Source organism: Streptomyces spororaveus, assembly GCF_016755875.1.
Taxonomy (GTDB): domain Bacteria; phylum Actinomycetota; class Actinomycetes; order Streptomycetales; family Streptomycetaceae; genus Streptomyces; species Streptomyces spororaveus.
The window spans coordinates 4,062,173-4,079,744 of the sequence record NZ_BNED01000005.1; the positions used below are offsets into that span (position 1 = coordinate 4,062,173).

Consider the following 17,572-nt stretch of genomic DNA (forward strand, 5'->3'; position numbering starts at 1 on the left):
CCGAACGCCGGTGGGGCCGGAGGTGCCGCGCGGCGCCTCCGGCCCCACCGGGGGGGTTACTCGTCCGCGGCCGCCGGGGTCGCGGCCGTCTTCTTGGCCGGGGCCTTCTTGGCCACCGTCTTCTTGGCGGTCGTCTTCTTGGCCGCCGTCGTCTTCTTCGCGGCGGCGGCCTTCGTCGCCGTCGCCTTCTTCGCCGGGGCCTTCTTGGCGGGGGCCTTCTTCGCCACCTTCTTGGCCGGGCCCTTCGCCCGCTTCTCCGCGAGCAGCTCGTAGCCCCGCTCCGGCGTGATCGTCTCGACGTCGTCGTCCCGCCGCAGCGTCGCGTTCGTCTCGCCGTCCGTCACGTACGGACCGAAGCGGCCGTCCTTGACCACCACCGGCTTCTCGCTGACCGGGTCCGTGCCCAGCTCCTTCAGCGGCGGCTTGGCCGCGGCCCGGCCCCGCTGCTTCGGCTGCGCGTAGATCGCCAGCGCCTCGTCCAGCGTGATCGAGAAGAGCTGGTCCTCGGTCTCCAGCGACCGCGAGTCCGTGCCCTTCTTCAGGTACGGGCCGTAGCGGCCGTTCTGCGCCGTGATCTCCACGCCCTCCGCGTCCGCGCCGACCACGCGCGGCAGCGACATCAGCTTCAGCGCCTCGTCGAGGGTGACCGTGTCCAGGCTCATGGACTTGAAGAGCGAGGCCGTCCGCGGCTTGACCGCGTTCTTGCCCGTCTTCGGCGTGCCCTCGGGGAGGATCTCCGTCACGTACGGCCCGTAGCGGCCGTCCTTGGCGACGATCTCGTTCCCGCTGACCGGGTCCTTGCCGAGCTGGAACTCGCCGCTCGGCTTGGCGAACAGCTCCTCCGCGTACGCGATCGTCAGCTCGTCCGGAGCCATCTCGTCCGGTACGTCGGCCCGCTGGTGGCCCTCCGCGTCCTTCTCGCCGCGCTCCACGTAGGGCCCGTAGCGGCCGACGCGCAGCACGATGCCCTCGCCGACCGGGAAGGAGGAGATCTCCCGGGCGTCGATCGCGCCGAGGTCCGTGACCAGTTCCTTCAGACCGCCGAGGTGGTCCCCGTCGGCCGGCACGACCTCAGTCGCGTCCTCCGAGCCGAAGTAGAACCGCTTCAGCCACGGCACGGACTGGGCCTCGCCCCGCGCGATGCGGTCGAGGTCGTCCTCCATCTTCGCGGTGAAGTCGTAGTCGACGAGCCGCCCGAAGTGCGTCTCCAGCAGGTTCACCACGGCGAACGACAGGAAGGACGGCACGAGTGCCGTGCCCTTCTTGAAGACGTAGCCGCGGTCCAGGATCGTGCCGATGATCGACGCGTACGTCGACGGGCGGCCGATCTCGCGCTCTTCGAGCTCCTTGACCAGCGAGGCCTCGGTGTAGCGGGCCGGCGGCTTGGTCGAGTGCCCGTCCGCCGTGATCTCCTCGGCGGCGAGCGCGTCGCCCTCCGCGACCTGCGGCAGGCGCTTCTCGCGGTCGTCGAGCTCGGCGTTCGGGTCGTCCGCGCCCTCGACGTACGCCTTCATGAAGCCGTGGAAGGTGATCGTCTTTCCGGAGGCCGTGAACTCGGCGTCCCGGCCGTCGGAGGCCCGGCCGCCGATCTTCACGGTGACGCTGTTGCCGACCGCGTCCTTCATCTGGGAGGCGACGGTCCGCTTCCAGATCAGCTCGTACAGGCGGAACTGGTCGCCGGTCAGACCGGTCTCGGCCGGGGTGCGGAAACGATCACCCGAAGGACGGATCGCCTCGTGCGCCTCCTGCGCGTTCTTGACCTTGCCGGCGTAGACGCGCGGCTTCTCCGGCAGGTAGTCGGCCCCGTAGAGCTGGGTGACCTGCGCCCGCGCCGCCGACACCGCGGTGTCGGACAGCGTGGTGGAGTCGGTACGCATGTAGGTGATGAAGCCGTTCTCGTACAGCTTCTGCGCCACCTGCATCGTCGCCTTCGCACCGAAGCCCAGCTTGCGCGAGGCCTCCTGCTGGAGCGTCGTCGTGCGGAAGGGCGCGTACGGGGAGCGGCGGTACGGCTTGGACTCGACCGAGCGGACGGCGAACGAGGCGTCCGCCAGCGCGGCGGCCAGCGCCCGCGCGTTCGCCTCGTCGAGGTGCAGCACCTCGCTCTTGAGCTGCCCGTTCGAGCCGAAGTCGCGGCCCTGCGCGACGCGCTTGCCGTCCACCGTGTTCAGGCGGGCGACCAGCGTCGACGGGTCGGAGGCGTCACCGGCGCGGCCGGTGGAGAAGGTTCCGGTCAGGTCCCAGTACTCGGCGGTGCGGAAGGCGATGCGCTCGCGCTCTCGCTCGACGACGAGGCGGGTGGCCACCGACTGGACGCGGCCCGCCGACAGCTTCGGCATGACCTTCTTCCACAGGACCGGCGAGACCTCGTAGCCGTAGAGGCGGTCGAGGATGCGGCGGGTCTCCTGGGCGTCGACCATGCGCTGGTTGAGCTCGCGCGGGTTGGCGACGGCGTCGCGGATCGCGTCCTTGGTGATCTCGTGGAAGACCATCCGGTGGACGGGGACCTTGGGCTTGAGGACTTCCTGCAGGTGCCACGCGATGGCTTCGCCCTCGCGGTCCTCATCGGTGGCGAGGAAGAGTTCGTCGGACTCGGCCAGCAGCTCCTTGAGCTTCCTGACCTGGGCCTTCTTGTCCGCGTTGACCACGTAGATCGGCGCGAAGTCGTGCTCGACGTCGACGCCGAGGCGGCGGACCTCGCCCGTGTACTTGTCGGGAACCTCGGCCGCGCCGCTGGGGAGGTCGCGGATGTGCCCGACGCTCGCCTCGACGACGTATCCGGGGCCGAGGTAGCCCTTGATCGTCTTCGCCTTGGCTGGGGACTCGACGATGACGAGTCGGCGGCCGCCCTTTGCGGTCTCGCTAGTCGGGGACAACTTGGCTCTTCTCTCCGGTCGGCACTCGGTCGCAGTACGGCGACGCTGCGGAGTGTGACGGTACAACCCGCCCCCGTGTCAAACGGCAGAAGCCCGCAACGGCCACTCGAACGGTAACCCGACAAGTGCCGTTTCTGCCGCCCGGATGCCGCGCCGGGGCGTTGCCGATCACCGCGCAGGGTGGCCGGGGGGCCGTCTGGCCGCGCCTTCGGCCCTGGTCCCGGGCCTGCTCCGGCGTCGCCCGAGCGGGTCGGACACACGGCCGGATCCGGCCCGCGCGGCCCTCTCGATCCCGGTGCGGGAGCCGCGCGGGGCGCACCGGTCCGAAGGCCGTCCCCGCCCCGCCGGCGGGCGCGCCCGGCGCCGCGGCCACGACGGGGCGCACGCCCTGCGCCACCGGCACCCGATGGCGGGGCACGCGCCCCCGTCAGGCCTGCGGAGCGGCCCCGAACAGCGGGAACACGGCCTTCGCGAAGATCGCCGGACCGTTTTCCGCGCCGATTCCCCTTACCCCCGGGCCGCTCCGGGGATCCCCCCGGATCCCCCTGCGCAGGAGACTGGCAGCCCTGTGGGTACGGCGGGCGAACCCCGGGTTACATCCCGGGGCCGACTACTGGGCGGGGCGTGCCACGGGGTCCAGGAAGCCCTGCTCGACCAGCAGCCGGATGGCCTCCGGCGTGCGGTCCCGCAGCACGACCGGGTCCTCCTGCATCAGCTGCGCGATCGCGTCCAGGATCCGGCCCGCGCTCAGTGAGCCGTCACACACTCCGGCGAAGCCGGCGCCGACCGTGTCGACCTTGGTGGCGCGCCGCATTCCGCGGTTCTGCCGGAGCACGACGTGTTCCGGATCCTCGGCTCCGGGCGCGCCGACCTGCTCCTGGACCACTTCCTCGGCCAGCGCGAAATGGGCCTCCAGCAGGGCCGCGTCGTCGTGCTGGCGCAGGTAGTCCTGGCGCGCGAAATGGGCCAGGACGGCCTCGCCGAGCGGCTGCTCCACCGTGTGGGGCCACTCCTCGACCACGATCGAGGGCTCGGCCGCGTCCGTCCGGCGCAAGGTGATCCACCCGAAGCCGACGGACTTGGTCCCCCGGGCCTCGAACTCGTCCAGCCAGTCCTCGTAGCGCCGCGTGTACTCGGCGGGGTCGCTCCGGTGGTCGCCCGCGTCCCTCAGCCACAGCTCCGCGTACTGCGTCACGTCCTGCTCGTCACGCTGCACGATCCAGGCGTCGCAGCCGCGCGGCACCCAGGAGCGCAGCCGGTCGCGCCAGTCCTCGCCCTCCACGTGCTGCCAGTTGCCGAGGAACTGCGCGTAGCCGCCCTGGTTGAGCCGCTCGCCGGCCTGCTGGACCAGGGTCCGGCACAGGTCGTCGCCGCCCATGCCGCCGTCCCGGTACGTCAGCCGGGCGCCGGGGGAGATCACGAACGGCGGGTTCGAGACGATGAGGTCGTACGTGGCCTGGCCGACCGGCTCGAAGAGCGACCCGGTGAGCAGCTCGGCCTCCGGAGCCCCGGACAGGGCCAGCGTCAGACGGGTGAACTCCAGGGCCCTGGGGTTGACGTCGGTGGCCGTGACCCGGGTGGCGTGCCGGGACGCGTGCAGCGCCTGGATTCCGGATCCGGTGCCGACGTCGAGGGCGGAGCCGACCGGGGTGCGGACGGTGATCCCGGCGAGCGTGGTGGAGGCGCCGCCGACGCCCAGGACCACGCCCTCCTCGCGGCTGCCGATCCCGCCGGCCCCGCCGACGGAGCAGCCGAGGTCGGAGACGATGAACCAGTCCTCGCCGTCCGGGCCGCCGTACGGGCGCACGTCGACGGTGGCGTGCACCTCGTCGCCCTCCAGCCGCAGCCAGCCGTCGGTCAGCGCCGCCTCGACGGGCAGCGCCCGTTCGGCGTGTACGTACGGCTCCGGCTGCTGGAGCAGGAACAGCCGGACCAGGCTCGCGAGCGCTCCGTCGCCCCGGCCGCGGGTGGCGCGCAGGGCGGGGACGGTCTCGCTGCGGGCCAGCGCGGCGTAGGCGGGGGCGCCGAGCAGGTCGAGCAGCCCGTCGGCGGTGAATCCGGCGGCGAGCAGCGCGGCGCGGAGCTCGGGGGCGCGGTCGGGCTTGGGGAGGCTGGTGGTACTCACCCGTCCATTGTGTCGGCTGGGACCCGTCCTGCCGGTCACACCGGGCCCGGAGGTACGAAAGGGCGGCCGCGGCCCCTTCCGGGACCCCGGCCGCCCTGATCGGCGTACGCACGGGTGAGCGCGTGGGGCGCTGCGCGGCGTACCGCGCGAAACGGCGCCCGCGCGCCTCGCGCGCCCCGGCCGCGCTACTGGGACGGCGCCGGTGCCGTCGCGGCCTGGCAGCCCTTCTGACTGTTGATCGCCTGGCCCAGGCCGCCCGCCTTGAGCTGCGCGAGCGCGTCCTGGCCGCCCTTCGTCACGTCCTTGAGCCCGCCCGCGACCTCCGTGAGGCCGTCGGCGAACTTCGTCTTGTCCTGGGGGTCGAGAGCGTCCGTCTTCGCCTTCAGGTCGGCGTAGCCCTGGGAGGTCGTGTCGAAGCCCTTGGCCGCCGCCTCCTGGGTCGCGGCGCCGTTCTTGACCGGCGGAACGCCCGCCGACCGCAGGGCGGCCGCCATCGCCTTGTACGACTCGGTCATGGTCGCGAACGCCGCCGAGTCGGTCTTCTGGACCTGGTCGGGCTTGTTGCTCTCCGAGGCCACGCGCTTGATCTCGACATTGGCCGCCTCGATCTTCTCGATCTCGGGCTGCCACTGGTCACAGACCTTCTTGGCCCAGGAGCCGGCCTTCTGGTCGGTCTCGTCCCCGCCGCATCCGGACAGGACGAGCATGAGCGCCGCACCGCCCGCCAACGTGGCCGCAAACTTCTTGTTCACCGGATTGGTCCCTTCGAAGGCTTCCGCCCGGAAGATACACGCCCACCCTCCGGAGACGCACAAAGGCGGACAGACGGCGCGTGAGTACGCGCCGCCCGTCCGCCTTTCGGACGTACCGGCCGGCCCTGCCCGGCCCTGTCCGTGACGCTGTGCGGTCCTCCGGTCAGGAGACCGTCGCGGGATCGGCCGACTGGGCCACCCGCTCGGCGGCTCCGCCTTCGGTGTCGTCGCCGACGGCGATGCCGCGGCGCTTGGAGACGTACACCGCGACGATGATGACGCCGATCGCGAGGACTGCGACGACGGCCCGCACGGCCGGGCTGCTGTCCCCGCCGTAGCTGAACTGCACGACCGCGGGGGCGATCAGCAGTGCCACCAGGTTCATGACCTTGAGCAGCGGGTTGATCGCCGGTCCGGCGGTGTCCTTGAAGGGGTCGCCGACCGTGTCGCCGATGACGACCGCGGCGTGGGCCTCGCTGCCCTTGCCGCCGTGGTGGCCGTCCTCGACGAGCTTCTTCGCGTTGTCCCACGCGCCACCGGAGTTGGCGAGGAAGACCGCCATCAGGGTGCCCGTACCGATGGCGCCGGCGAGGAAGGAGCCGAGCGCGCCCACGCCGAGGGAGAAGCCCACGGCGATGGGGGTGAGCACGGCGAGCAGGCCGGGCGTGGCGAGCTCGCGCAGCGCGTCCTTGGTGCAGATGTCCACGACGCGCCCGTACTCGGGCTTCTCGCTGTAGTCCATGATCCCGGGGTGCTCGCGGAACTGGCGGCGCACCTCGTAGACGACGGCGCCCGCGGAGCGGGAGACGGCGTTGATGGCGAGACCGGAGAACAGGAACACGACGGCCGCGCCCAGGATCAGCCCGACGAGGTTGTTGGGCTGTGCGATGTCCAGGCTGAGGTTCATCTCCCCGGCCTTGGCACCGACCTCCCTGACCGCGGTGGCGATCGCGTCGTTGTACGAGCCGAACAGGGCCGCCGCGGCGAGCACGGCCGTGGCGATGGCGATGCCCTTGGTGATGGCCTTCGTGGTGTTGCCCACGGCGTCCAGGTCGGTCAGGACCTGCGCACCGGCGCCCTCGACGTCGCCGGACATCTCGGCGATGCCCTGGGCGTTGTCGGAGACGGGCCCGAAGGTGTCCATGGCGACGATGACGCCGACGGTGGTGAGCAGGCCGGTGCCGGCCAGGGCCACCGCGAAGAGCGCGAGCAGGATCGACGTACCGCCGAGCAGGAACGCGCCGTAGACGCCGAGGCCGATGAGCAGGGCCGTGTAGACGGCGGACTCCAGGCCGACCGAGATTCCGGCGAGGACGACGGTGGCGGCTCCCGTCAGGGAGGACTTGCCGATGTCCCGGACAGGGCGCCGGTTGGTCTCGGTGAAGTAGCCGGTCAGCTGCTGGATCAGGGCCGCGAGCACGATGCCGATGGCGACGGCGACGACGGCCAGGATGCGCGGGTCACCGGTGTGGTTGGTGATCGCCGGGTTCTCGACGCCGACGAGCTCCTTGTAGGTGGCCGGCAGGTAGGCGTAGACGGCGATCGCGACCAGCGCCAGGGAGATCACGGCGGAGATGAAGAACCCGCGGTTGATGGCGGTCATCCCGCTGCGGTCGCTGCGCCGCGGGGAGACCGCGAAGATGCCGATCATCGCGGTGATGACGCCGATCGCGGGCACGATCAGCGGGAAGGCGAGGCCCAGGTCGCCGAAGGCGGCCTTGCCGAGGATGAGCGCGGCCACCAGGGTGACGGCGTAGGACTCGAAGAGGTCGGCCGCCATTCCGGCGCAGTCTCCGACGTTGTCGCCCACGTTGTCGGCGATGGTCGCGGCATTGCGCGGGTCGTCCTCCGGAATGCCCTGCTCGACCTTGCCGACCAGGTCGGCGCCGACGTCGGCGGCCTTGGTGAAGATTCCGCCGCCCACACGCATGAACATCGCGATCAGGGCGGCGCCGAGACCGAAGCCCTCCAGGACCTTGGGGGCGTCGGCGGCGTAGACCAGGACGACGCAGGAGGCGCCGAGGAGTCCGAGGCCGACGGTGAACATGCCGACGACGCCACCCGTCCGGAAGGCGATCTTCATCGCCTTGTGGGAGACCTCCGTCAGGTCCTTGGCGGGCTCCCCCTCGGCCGGGGTGGCCTCACGTGCGGCGGCGGCGACGCGGACGTTGGCGCGGACCGCCAGGCGCATGCCGATGTAGCCGGTGGCGGCCGAGAAGATGGCGCCCACGAGGAAGAAGGCGGAACGCCCGCCCCGCTGCGACCAGTCGTCGGCGGGGAGCAGGAAGAGCAGGAAGAACACCACGACGGCGAAGATGCCGAGGGTGCGCAACTGCCGGCCGAGGTAGGCGTTGGCGCCTTCCTGGACGGCTGCGGCGATCTTCTTCATGCTGTCGGTTCCCTCGTCGGCGGCGAGGACCTGGCGGACCAGGATCTGCGCGACGACGAGTGCGGCAAGTGCCACTGCCGCAATGACGATCACGATGAGCCGATTGTCATCGGTGAGTACTGCGGCTGCCAGATCTGTGGTGCGATCCGGCGCAATGGGGGTGAAGAGCCCCGTCATTCGTCCTCCTTGACGTGATGAGCTCAAGATGTGGACGGATTGTAGGGAGCGTTCCCCGATCAAAACAGTGCGCAGGAAACGCAATTGGCGTGCTCTCGCTCCTCAGCAATAGATCGCGTCACTCCATTACCCTCGAAAGTAGTAATGGGGCAAAGGCATTGACGCCTCATCATTGATCTAGGGAAATGAAAAAGGCCCTGCTCAGCAGGGCCTTGATAAAGATCGGAAGATACGAAGGATTGCGCACGGGGCGGCTCGCGGTGGATCTCAGGGAAGATCGGAGACTCCGGCCACGGGCCAGCTCATCCGGATGGTCCCGCCCGATTCCCCACTGCTCACCTCGACGTCGTCGACGAGCCCGCTGATCACCGCGAGTCCCATCTCGTCCTCGGTCTCGCCTTCGGACTCCAGGACGGCGGTGATGCCGGACACCGCCTCCCCGCCGCCGGACGGCGCGGGGACCTCGTCGCCGACCTCGATGGAGAACACCTTGTCGTCCTCGGTCAGCACCACCCGGACGGGCGCGGTCAGCCCGTTGCTCCGATGGAGTCCGACGGCACGCGAACAGGCCTCACCCACGGCGAGGCGGACCTCGTCGAGGACGGCTTCCTCCACGCCGACCCGGCGCGCCACGGCGGCCGCGACGAGGCGGGCCGTCCGGACGTGTTCGGGCTGGGCGCTGAAGCGCAGTTCAACGGTGGCCATGCGCATCCCCCTCGGACTACGGGCGTGCTTTGACAGGGGCCCAGGCCGACCATGGCCCGGTATCCCCGCTCTCCTTGCCGGCCCCCCGCCGCCCGAAGGCCGCAGGGAGCCGCGCGGAGCCGTCAGTCGGTCGCGTTGACGGCGTCTTCCACCGTGGTGTGGATCGGAAACACCTTGGTCAGACCGGTGATGCGGAAGATCTTCAGGATGCGCTCCTGGTTGCACACCAGACGGAGCGAGCCCTCGTGCGCACGGACGCGCTTGAGGCCTCCCACGAGCACACCGAGGCCGGTGGAGTCGAGGAAGTCCACCCGCTCCATGTCGACAACCAGGTGGTAGCTGCCGTCGTTCACCAACTCGACCAACTGCTCGCGCAGCTTGGGCGCGGTATACACATCAATCTCGCCACCGACCTCCACGACCGTACGGTCGCCGACAGTGCGAGTCGACAGGGACAGGTCCACGGATCCTCCAGCACCTTGCTATCGAGCGACGCCCCCTCACCCGAAGGTAGGCGAGGGAATGGCTGCCGCGATGGCATTCAATCACTTACCGGCAGGCGCGCACGACGCCTTCGGACCATTGTCCCGCACGCCGGTGACACACTCGGTTCCGATGGCCGACACATCCGGTCCCGGACGGCCCACGGCACCCGCGGACCCACGACCCACCCCCGACACGGTCCTGGACCGCCTGTCACGGGGGCCTTCCCGTGCTGCGCGCATCACCCATACGGAGCACTTGCCCCCTCGGGCGGGTCGTCATGCAGTCTGGCCGGACCGCATCCGAACAGACGTCGTAGCCGCGATCCGATCGGCCGGAATCGACCATCCGTGGGAACACCAGGCCGCGGCGGCCGAGCTCGCCCTCGACGGAACGTCCGTGGTCGTGGCCACCGGAACCGCCTCGGGCAAGTCCCTGGCCTATCTCGCACCCGTGCTCTCCGCCCTTGCGGACGGCGCCGAGGCCCCGAACGGCAGGGGCGCGACCGCCCTGTACCTGGCCCCCACCAAGGCCCTGGCGGCCGACCAGCGGCGCGCCGTACGGGACCTGGCCGCCCCGCTGGGCAACGCCGTACGCCCCGCGGTCTACGACGGGGACACGCCCGTCGAGGAACGCGAGTGGGTGCGCCAGTACGCGAACTACGTCCTGACCAACCCCGACATGCTGCACCGCGGGATCCTCCCGGCCCACCCGCGCTGGTCCTCCTTCCTGCGGGCCCTGCGCTACGTGGTCATCGACGAGTGCCACACCTACCGCGGGGTCTTCGGCTCCCACGTGGCACAGGTGCTGCGCCGGCTGCGGCGCCTGTGCGCGCGCTACGGCGCCGAACCGGTGTTCCTGCTGGCCTCCGCGACCGCGAGCGACCCGGCGGCGGCCGCGTCCCGGCTCACCGGCGTACGGGTGATCGAGATCACCGACGACGCCTCACCGCGGGGCGAGGTGGTCTTCGCCCTCTGGGAGCCGCCGCTGCTCACGGAGCTGCGCGGCGAGAAGGGCGCGCCCGTACGCCGTACGGCCACCGCCGAGACGGCCGACCTGCTGACCGACCTGGTGGTCCAGGGGGTCCGTACGGTCGCCTTCGTCCGCTCCCGGCGCGGCGCCGAGCTGATCTCCGTGATCACCCAGGAACGGCTCGCGTCGGTCGACCGGTCGCTGCCCCGCCGGGTCGCCGCCTACCGCGGCGGCTACCTCCCGGAGGAGCGCCGGGCCCTGGAGAGGGCCCTGCACTCCGGCGAACTGCTCGGACTGGCCGCCACGACGGCCCTGGAGCTGGGCGTGGACGTCTCCGGGCTGGACGCCGTCCTGATCACCGGCTACCCGGGCACCCGGGCCTCCCTGTGGCAGCAGGCGGGCCGCGCGGGGCGCTCGGGCCAGGGCGCCCTGGCCGTGCTGATCGCCCGGGACGACCCGCTGGACACCTACCTCGTCCACCACCCCGAGGCGCTGTTCCAGCGGCCGGTGGAGGCCACCGTCCTGGACCCCGACAACCCGTACGTCCTCGCCCCGCACCTGTGCGCGGCGGCGGCGGAGCTACCGCTGACCGACGCCGACCTGGAGCTCTTCGGCCCGGCGACCGAGGACCTCCTCCCCCAGCTCGAAGCGGCGAAGCTGCTGCGCCGCCGGGCCACCGCCTGGCACTGGACCCGCCGGGAGCGGGCCTCGGACCTGACCGACATCCGGGGCGGCGGCGGCCGCCCGGTGCAGATCGTCGAGGCCTCCACCGGCCGGCTGCTGGGCACGGTCGACGAGTCGGCGGCCCACACCGCCGTCCACGAGGGGGCCGTCCACCTCCACCAGGGCCGCACGTATCTCGTGCAGCACCTGGACCTGGAGGATTCGGTGGCCCTCGTGGAGCAGGCGGACCCGCCCTTCTCCACCACGGCCCGTGACACCACCTCCATCTCCGTCCTGGAGACCGAGACCGAGATCCCGTGGGGCTCGGCCCGGCTCTGCTTCGGCTCCGTCGAGGTCACCAACCAGGTCGTCTCCTACCTGCGCCGCAAGCTGATCACCGGCGAGGTGCTGGGCGAGGCCAAGCTCGACCTGCCGCCCCGCACCCTGCGCACCCGGGCCGTGTGGTGGACCGTGACCGAGGACCACCTCGACGAGGCCCGGATCAGCCCGGAGATCCTCGGCGGCGCCCTGCACGCCGCCGAACACGCCTCCATCGGCATGCTCCCGCTGTTCGCCACCTGCGACCGCTGGGACATCGGCGGCGTCTCCGTGCCGCTCCATCCCGACACCCTCCTCCCCACGGTCTTCGTCTACGACGGCCACCCCGGCGGCGCCGGATTCGCGGAACGCGCCTTCAGCACCGCCCGCGCCTGGCTGACGGCGACCCGCGACGCGATCGCGGCCTGCGAGTGCGAGGCCGGCTGCCCCTCCTGCATCCAGTCCCCCAAGTGCGGCAACGGCAACGAACCCCTGCACAAGCGCGGCGCCGTCCGCCTGCTCACCCGCCTCCTCGCCGAATCCCCGGCCACCCCGCCCACACCACCCGCCCCACCGCCCGAAACCTGACCCTGGGCCGGGCCCGGCCCTGGGCGGGGTCCGGCCCAGAGCGGAGACCGGCCCTGGGCGGGGACCGACCCAGAGCGGAGACCGGCCCTGGGCGGGGTCCGGCCCAGAGCGGAGACCGACCCAGAGCGGAGACCGACCCAGAGCGGGGACCGACCCAGAGCGGGGACCGACCCAGGGCGGGATCCGACCCAAGGCTGGGGCCGCAGCCAGGTGGGACCGGGCGGGGCCTCCTGCCGGCGCGGGGCCTCAGCCCTGGGACGGGGACCCCGGCCGGGCCGGGGCTCCGCCTCACCGGGGCCTGCCCAACCCTGCAGCGGGCCCTCAGGCCGGCGGCTCCGTGGGCGGGCCTGCCCGGGCCCGGATCGCCGCGGTGAACGGGCCCGCCGCGACCCTCGCGGTGACCTCGGCAACCTCACCCCGGAGCAGGCACCCACCGAGCGCCGCCCCCTGCGCCCGGGCCACCCGCAGAGCCGTCGCGCACGCCGTCTCCGGCCCGTGGGCCCAGGTGGCCGCCGCCGCGAGCGCCGCCAGGTCCGCGGCGGCGGCCGCCCGGTGGCGGGCCACGACGGCCTGGCCGAGCAGCAGCACGCCGCCGAACACCGCACCCAGCACCGTCGCCACCAGCGCCGCCCAGACCGTGGCCGAACCCCGGTCCCGGCTCACGGCGGCGGCCCCACGCTGTCCTCCGCCAGGGCCACCGCCTGCGCGCCGAGCCGCACCGGCAGCCCGTTCGGCCCCGGCGCGGGCGCCGCCACCCGGACCCGCCAGAGGTCGCCCACCCGCTCCAGCTCCACCCGTGCCCCCGGTGGGGCGGCCGCCCGGGCCGCCGCCTCCGCCACCTCCACCGGCTCCGACCGGGCCGCCGCCCGGGCACCGGCCCGGGCCGCGTCCACACACCGGATCTGTGCGGCCGCCGCCATCAGGGCCCACACCAGCAGCGCGGCGAACAGCACCAGCGCCGGGATCACCAGGGCGGCCTCCGCCGTCACATAACCCCGGTCGGACTTTCCCCGGGCGCTGCGTGACCCTCCCTCAGAACGGCACATCGAGCGCCTTTCCGATGGTCGACTGCAGGGCGGTGGAGACGACTTCACTCGTCACCACCTTGTAGAGGACGGCCGCGAATGCGCACGCCGCGATCGTGCCCATGGCGTATTCCGACGTGGACATCCCCTTGTCGCCCCCGCGCCCCTTGAGCGCCGTCCGAACACGAAACCAGATGATCCTCATGACAACCTCCTGTGGATTTCCGCTGTTGATGTCTGTGGTCAATGCGACTTCAGGTGTTCGAGAGAAGTCCCGAGGCCATACCGATCACCACCGGCGCGACCCCGATCGCGAGAAAAGCGGGGAGAAAACACAGCCCGACCGGTGCGGTGACGAGAACCGCCGCCCGCTGCGCCCGCGCTGCCGCCGCACGGGCCCGGTCCTCCCGCAGCCCGGACGCGAGCCGGGAGACCGGTTCCGCCGCGGGCGCCCCCGTCCGGTCGGCCCGTTCCAGGCAGTCCGCGAGCGCCCGGGCACCCGGTATCTCCGCCAACCTCCCCCACCCGGCGCCTGGTTCACCGCCGAGCCGCAGCTCCGCACCGGCCCTCGCCAGCCGGTCGCCGACCGGGCCGCCCAGCGACTCCCCGACCACCTCGGCGGCCTCCACCGGGCCGGCCCCAGCCGCGAGGCATGCGGCCAACAGATCGGCGGCGAAAGGCAGCTGACGCTCCGCCTCCCGGAGATCCAGCGCGACCGGCGGCCGCGCCCTGGCCTGCCACCGCCGCACACCGAGTGCGGCCAGACCGCCGACGGCCACCCCCGTCACTCCGCCGACGAGCACCCAGCCCGCCAGCAGCGCTCCGGCCGGACCGGCCCACGCGGTGACCGCGCCCCTGATCGCGAAGCCGAGCACCGGTCCCCGGAGCCCCGGTCGGGGCCCGAACAGGGCCGCCGTCCTGCGTCCGGCCGCCCGCGTCCGGATGCGCGCCGTCACCGCCGACACCAGCCACAGCGCGATCGCCGCCGTACAGACGGCCATCCCCAGCCTGTGGACGGCGGAGCCACCCATCACCGCTCCCCCGCCCGGACGATCCGCCGGCACCACGACAGCCCGAGCGCCTCCAGCACCCCACCCGCCAGCAGGCAACCCCACCCCATCGGCGTGTGCAGCAGCACCCGCAGCGGATCCGCGCCCAGCCCGGTGCCGATCAGCAGGCCCACCAGCGGCAGCAGGGCGAGCACCAGCACCGTCGACCGCGCCCCCGCCAACTGGGCCCGCAGCGACTCCTGCCGGTCCCGCTCGGCCCGCAGGGCCCCCTCCAGCCGTTCCAGTCCGGCGGCCAGTCCCGCACCGCCGTCCACCGACACCCGCCAGCAGGCCGCCATCCCGGCCAGCCCTCCCGCACCTGGCTCCCGTGCCGCCTGGCGCAGCGCACCGGGCACGTCTCCGCCGAAGGCCGCGGCGGCCAGCACCCCCGTCTCCGCCGCGCCCGGCCCACCGGGGCCGACGGCCGTTCTGCGCATCGCGGCCGTGAGCGCCTGCCCGGGCTGGGCTCCCGCCCGCAGCTCACCCACGACCGCCCCGCACAGGGCCACCACCTCGGCGGCCCGTGCCGCCCGGGCCCGCTCCCGCGCCCGTACCCGCAGCCACCGGCGTACCAGCGGCACCGCCGCCGCCCCCGCCAGCAGCGGGATAACCGATCCGCCGAGCCCCGCGACGACCAGCCCCGCCGCGAGGCAGGCCCACTCCCGCCACCGCGCCGCCCGCACCCGTACGGCGATCAGCAGCCGTTCCTGGCGCGGCGGACCGAGGGGGACGACCGGACCGCCCGCGGCGAGCACCACCCGGGCCCGCCGGGACACCCGGTCGCCGCCGGCGAGCCCCCAGGCGGCCGCCCCGGCGCACAGCACACCGGCGAACAGCGGCAGCGGCATCCCGGCCCCCGCGCTCACCGGACGCCTCGCAGCAGCGGGCGAAGCCGTTCCCAGCCCGGCTCCTTCACGAAGCCCCGGGCGGCCCAGCGCAGCGCCGGTACGGTGACCACCAGGCCGGCGGCGTCCCGCTCCAGTACGTGCACCTCGGCCAGTCGGCGCCGCCCCTCCCGGTCCCGGACCAGGTGCAGCACCAGGGTCAGCGCGGCGGCCAACTGGCTGTGCAGGGCCGCCCGGTCGAGCCCGGCGGCCGTCCCGAGCGCCTCCAGCCGGGCGGGGACATGGGCCGCGGCATTGGCGTGGACCGTCCCGCAGCCTCCCTCGTGCCCGGTGTTCAGGGCGGCGAGCAGGTCCGCCACCTCGGCGCCCCGCACCTCACCCACCACCAGCCGGTCGGGCCGCATCCGCAGCGCCTGGCGGACCAGGTCGGCCAGGGTGACCAGGCCCGCCCCCTCCTGGTTGGCCGGCCGGGTCTCCAGCCGCACGACATGCGGATGGTCGGGGCGCAGCTCGGCCGAGTCCTCGGCCAGGACGATCCGCTCGCCCGGGCCGACCAGCCCCAACAGGGCGCTGAGCAGAGTTGTTTTGCCGGTTCCGGTGCCGCCGGAGACGAGGAACGACAGCCGGGCCCGGACCATGTCCCGGAGCAGTCGGTGCCCGCCCGGCGGCAGTGTCCCCGCGGCGACGAGCTCCTCCAGCGTGAACGCCCGCGGCCGCACCACCCGCAGCGAGAGGCAGGCCGAGCCGACCGAGACCGGAGGCAGCACGGCATGGAGCCGGGTCCCGTCGGGCATCCGGGCGTCCACCCAGGGCCTGGCGTCGTCCAGGCGCCGCCCCGCCACCGCGGCGAGCCGCTGGGCGAGCCTGCGCACGGCCTCCGCGTCGGCGAAGGTCACCCCGGTCAGCTCCAGTCCGCCGCCCCGGTCCACCCACACCCGGTCGGGGGCCGCCACCAGCACGTCGGTGACCTCCGGATCGGCGAGCAGCGCCTCCAGCGGGCCCGCGCCGACGAGCTCGGACCGTAACTCGGCTGCCACGCCCAGCACTTCCGCGTCGCCGAGCAGCCTGCCCTGGGCCCGCAGAGCGGCCGCCACCCGCGCCGGGGTCGGTTCCGCCCCGCTCTCGGCGAGACGCCGGCGCACCGCGTCCAGGAGCACGGCGCTCATGCCGGCACCCCCTGGGCGGAGCCGAGCGCCCGCTGCCAGAAACCGTCGCAGAAGCGGGCTAGCGCGCCCCGCCCCTGTGTCCCCGGCGGTTCCCCCTCGGCCACCCGCCCGGGCAGCCCCACCTCGACCGGCACCTCCCCGGCCAGCGGTGCCCCCAGCAGCCCGGCCACGGACTCCGGATCGAGACCACCCGGGCAGCGGCCCCGTACGACGACCCGCACGTCCCGGGCCACCATCCGCACCCCGGCCGCCACCCGGCCCGCGGCGGCCACGGACCGCAACTCGCCCGGCACCACCATCAGCACCAGGTCGAGCTGGGCCAGCACCTCGGCCACGGCTTCGTCGACCCGCCGCGGCAGGTCGACCACCACCACCCCGCCCCGGCGGCGCGCGGCGGCGACCACGGACCGGATCGCGGCGGGCGGCACCACCACCCGGTCCCCGCGGTCCCAGCTGAGCACGCGAAGGTCGTGCAGCTCGGGCAGGGACTCCTCCAGCGCTCCGGCCCCGACCCGGCCCCGCGAGGCCGCGAAGTCCGGCCAGCGCAGCCCTTCGGCGCTCTCGCCCCCGAGCAGGACGTCCATGCCCCCGCCCAGCGGGTCACCGTCGATGAGGATGGTCCGCTCCCCGGCGCGGGCGGCCCGCACGGCGAGCGCGCAGGCCAGGGTGGAGGCTCCGGCCCCGCCGCTGCCGCCGATCACCCCCACGGCGAGGGCGGGCCGTCCGGCTCCCTCCACGACGTCGGCGATGCGGTCGACGAGCAGGCTCTCGGCGTCGGGGAGCCGCAGCACCTCCTCGGCGCCGATCTCCACCGCCCGCTGCCACACGTGGGGGTCGTCCAGGTCCCGGCCGACGAGGAACACCCCGGCCCTGCGCGGCGCTCCCCGCACCCGCCGGGCGGCGTCGTCGCCCACCAGCACGAGCGGTGCGGATTCCCATCCGGCGTTCACCGCCTCCCCGACCACCCCGGCGGCCCCGCCCGGCTCGGCAGCAACCCCCGGCTCGGGCACCGCCTGGCGCACCTGCGGCTCGGCACCCGCCGCGGCGCACAGCCGCAGCAGATCGTCGAGCAGCAGCGGATCCTCGGTGATGATCAGCGGCCGCCCGCCGCCAGGTGCGGATCCGGCCATGGATCCGCGTCCGAGGGCCGTACCGGCCCCTGCCCCCCTTCCGCCGACCACGGCTTCCGGTGATTCACACGACTTCGATCGGGCCACGATCTCCGCCCCCTTCTCACTGCAAATGCTTCCGCCACGGACTTCGCGGCTGGAATCACCGTGCAGCGATCAGGAAAAAGAAGTGGATCTTGGTGGATAACTGTGGACAACCCCTCGGTTGTGAATAACCCGGTCACCCTCTCAGGTGAGTTCCGGAGCGAGGCGGAACCACTACGCACCGTCACGAGTCTGATGTGGTGAGGGCCTTCGCCGCGTCGGCCC

Annotated in this window: 14 protein-coding genes; 1 reads left to right on the plus strand and 13 read right to left on the minus strand. The window is 73.2% G+C overall.

Translation table 11 applies throughout. From position 1 onward, the window contains the following. Window positions 1-56: 56 nt before the first annotated feature. The 6 genes from topA to bldG form a co-directional block, all read right to left on the minus strand. Window positions 57-2,876, minus strand: coding sequence for a type I DNA topoisomerase (gene topA, locus Sspor_RS20565; protein ID WP_202200441.1), 2,820 nt, complete (start codon window positions 2,874-2,876; stop codon window positions 57-59). Between the two features lie 610 nt (window positions 2,877-3,486). Then, window positions 3,487-5,001, minus strand: coding sequence for a DUF7059 domain-containing protein (locus Sspor_RS20570; RefSeq protein ID WP_202200442.1), 1,515 nt, complete (start codon window positions 4,999-5,001; stop codon window positions 3,487-3,489). A gap of 185 nt (window positions 5,002-5,186) precedes the next feature. Further along, a complete protein-coding gene (locus Sspor_RS20575) occupies window positions 5,187-5,753 on the minus strand; it encodes a small secreted protein (RefSeq protein ID WP_202200443.1) in 567 nt (188 codons plus the stop codon). 163 nt (window positions 5,754-5,916) lie between these two features. Next, window positions 5,917-8,319, minus strand: a complete 2,403-nt coding sequence (locus Sspor_RS20580; RefSeq protein WP_202200444.1) for a sodium-translocating pyrophosphatase — start codon at window positions 8,317-8,319, stop codon at window positions 5,917-5,919. A 267-nt stretch (window positions 8,320-8,586) separates the two neighbouring features. Further along, window positions 8,587-9,024 carry an ATP-binding protein gene (locus Sspor_RS20585; protein ID WP_202200445.1) on the minus strand — a complete coding sequence of 146 codons (438 nt, stop codon included), beginning with the start codon at window positions 9,022-9,024 and terminating at the stop codon, window positions 8,587-8,589. 122 nt (window positions 9,025-9,146) lie between these two features. Beyond that, window positions 9,147-9,488, minus strand: coding sequence for an anti-sigma factor antagonist BldG (gene bldG, locus Sspor_RS20590; RefSeq protein ID WP_008743037.1), 342 nt, complete (start codon window positions 9,486-9,488; stop codon window positions 9,147-9,149). 70 nt (window positions 9,489-9,558) lie between these two features. On the opposite strand from bldG, the gene sftH reads away from it, so the two are divergent. Next, window positions 9,559-12,048 carry a DEAD/DEAH box helicase gene (gene sftH, locus Sspor_RS20595; protein ID WP_202200446.1) on the plus strand — a complete coding sequence of 830 codons (2,490 nt, stop codon included), beginning with the start codon at window positions 9,559-9,561 and terminating at the stop codon, window positions 12,046-12,048. Between the two features lie 321 nt (window positions 12,049-12,369). Here sftH and Sspor_RS20600 read toward each other — a convergent pair whose 3' ends face one another. From Sspor_RS20600 to ssd, 7 genes are read right to left on the minus strand one after another with little or no spacing between them, the layout of a single operon-like run. Then, window positions 12,370-12,711, minus strand: a complete 342-nt coding sequence (locus Sspor_RS20600) for an Rv3654c family TadE-like protein (protein ID WP_202200447.1) — start codon at window positions 12,709-12,711, stop codon at window positions 12,370-12,372. Further along, complete coding sequence (locus Sspor_RS20605; protein ID WP_202200448.1) at window positions 12,708-13,094, minus strand: TadE family type IV pilus minor pilin; 387 nt, start codon at window positions 13,092-13,094, stop codon at window positions 12,708-12,710. Before Sspor_RS20605 ends, Sspor_RS20600 begins: the two co-directional genes overlap by 4 nt. Continuing rightward, on the minus strand, window positions 13,081-13,278 hold the full coding sequence (locus tag Sspor_RS20610) for a DUF4244 domain-containing protein (protein ID WP_202200449.1): 198 nt from the start codon (window positions 13,276-13,278) through the stop codon (window positions 13,081-13,083). The genes Sspor_RS20605 and Sspor_RS20610 overlap by 14 nt, the downstream gene beginning before the upstream one ends. A gap of 49 nt (window positions 13,279-13,327) precedes the next feature. Next, on the minus strand, window positions 13,328-14,104 hold the full coding sequence (locus Sspor_RS20615) for a type II secretion system F family protein (RefSeq protein WP_202200450.1): 777 nt from the start codon (window positions 14,102-14,104) through the stop codon (window positions 13,328-13,330). Continuing rightward, on the minus strand, window positions 14,104-14,970 hold the full coding sequence (locus tag Sspor_RS20620; protein ID WP_202200451.1) for a type II secretion system F family protein: 867 nt from the start codon (window positions 14,968-14,970) through the stop codon (window positions 14,104-14,106). Before Sspor_RS20620 ends, Sspor_RS20615 begins: the two co-directional genes overlap by 1 nt. A gap of 14 nt (window positions 14,971-14,984) precedes the next feature. Next, window positions 14,985-16,133, minus strand: a complete 1,149-nt coding sequence (locus tag Sspor_RS20625) for a TadA family conjugal transfer-associated ATPase (protein WP_202200452.1) — start codon at window positions 16,131-16,133, stop codon at window positions 14,985-14,987. Beyond that, complete coding sequence (ssd, locus tag Sspor_RS20630; RefSeq protein WP_202200453.1) at window positions 16,130-17,263, minus strand: septum site-determining protein Ssd; 1,134 nt, start codon at window positions 17,261-17,263, stop codon at window positions 16,130-16,132. The genes Sspor_RS20625 and ssd overlap by 4 nt, the downstream gene beginning before the upstream one ends. Between the last annotated feature and the right edge of the window lie 309 nt (window positions 17,264-17,572).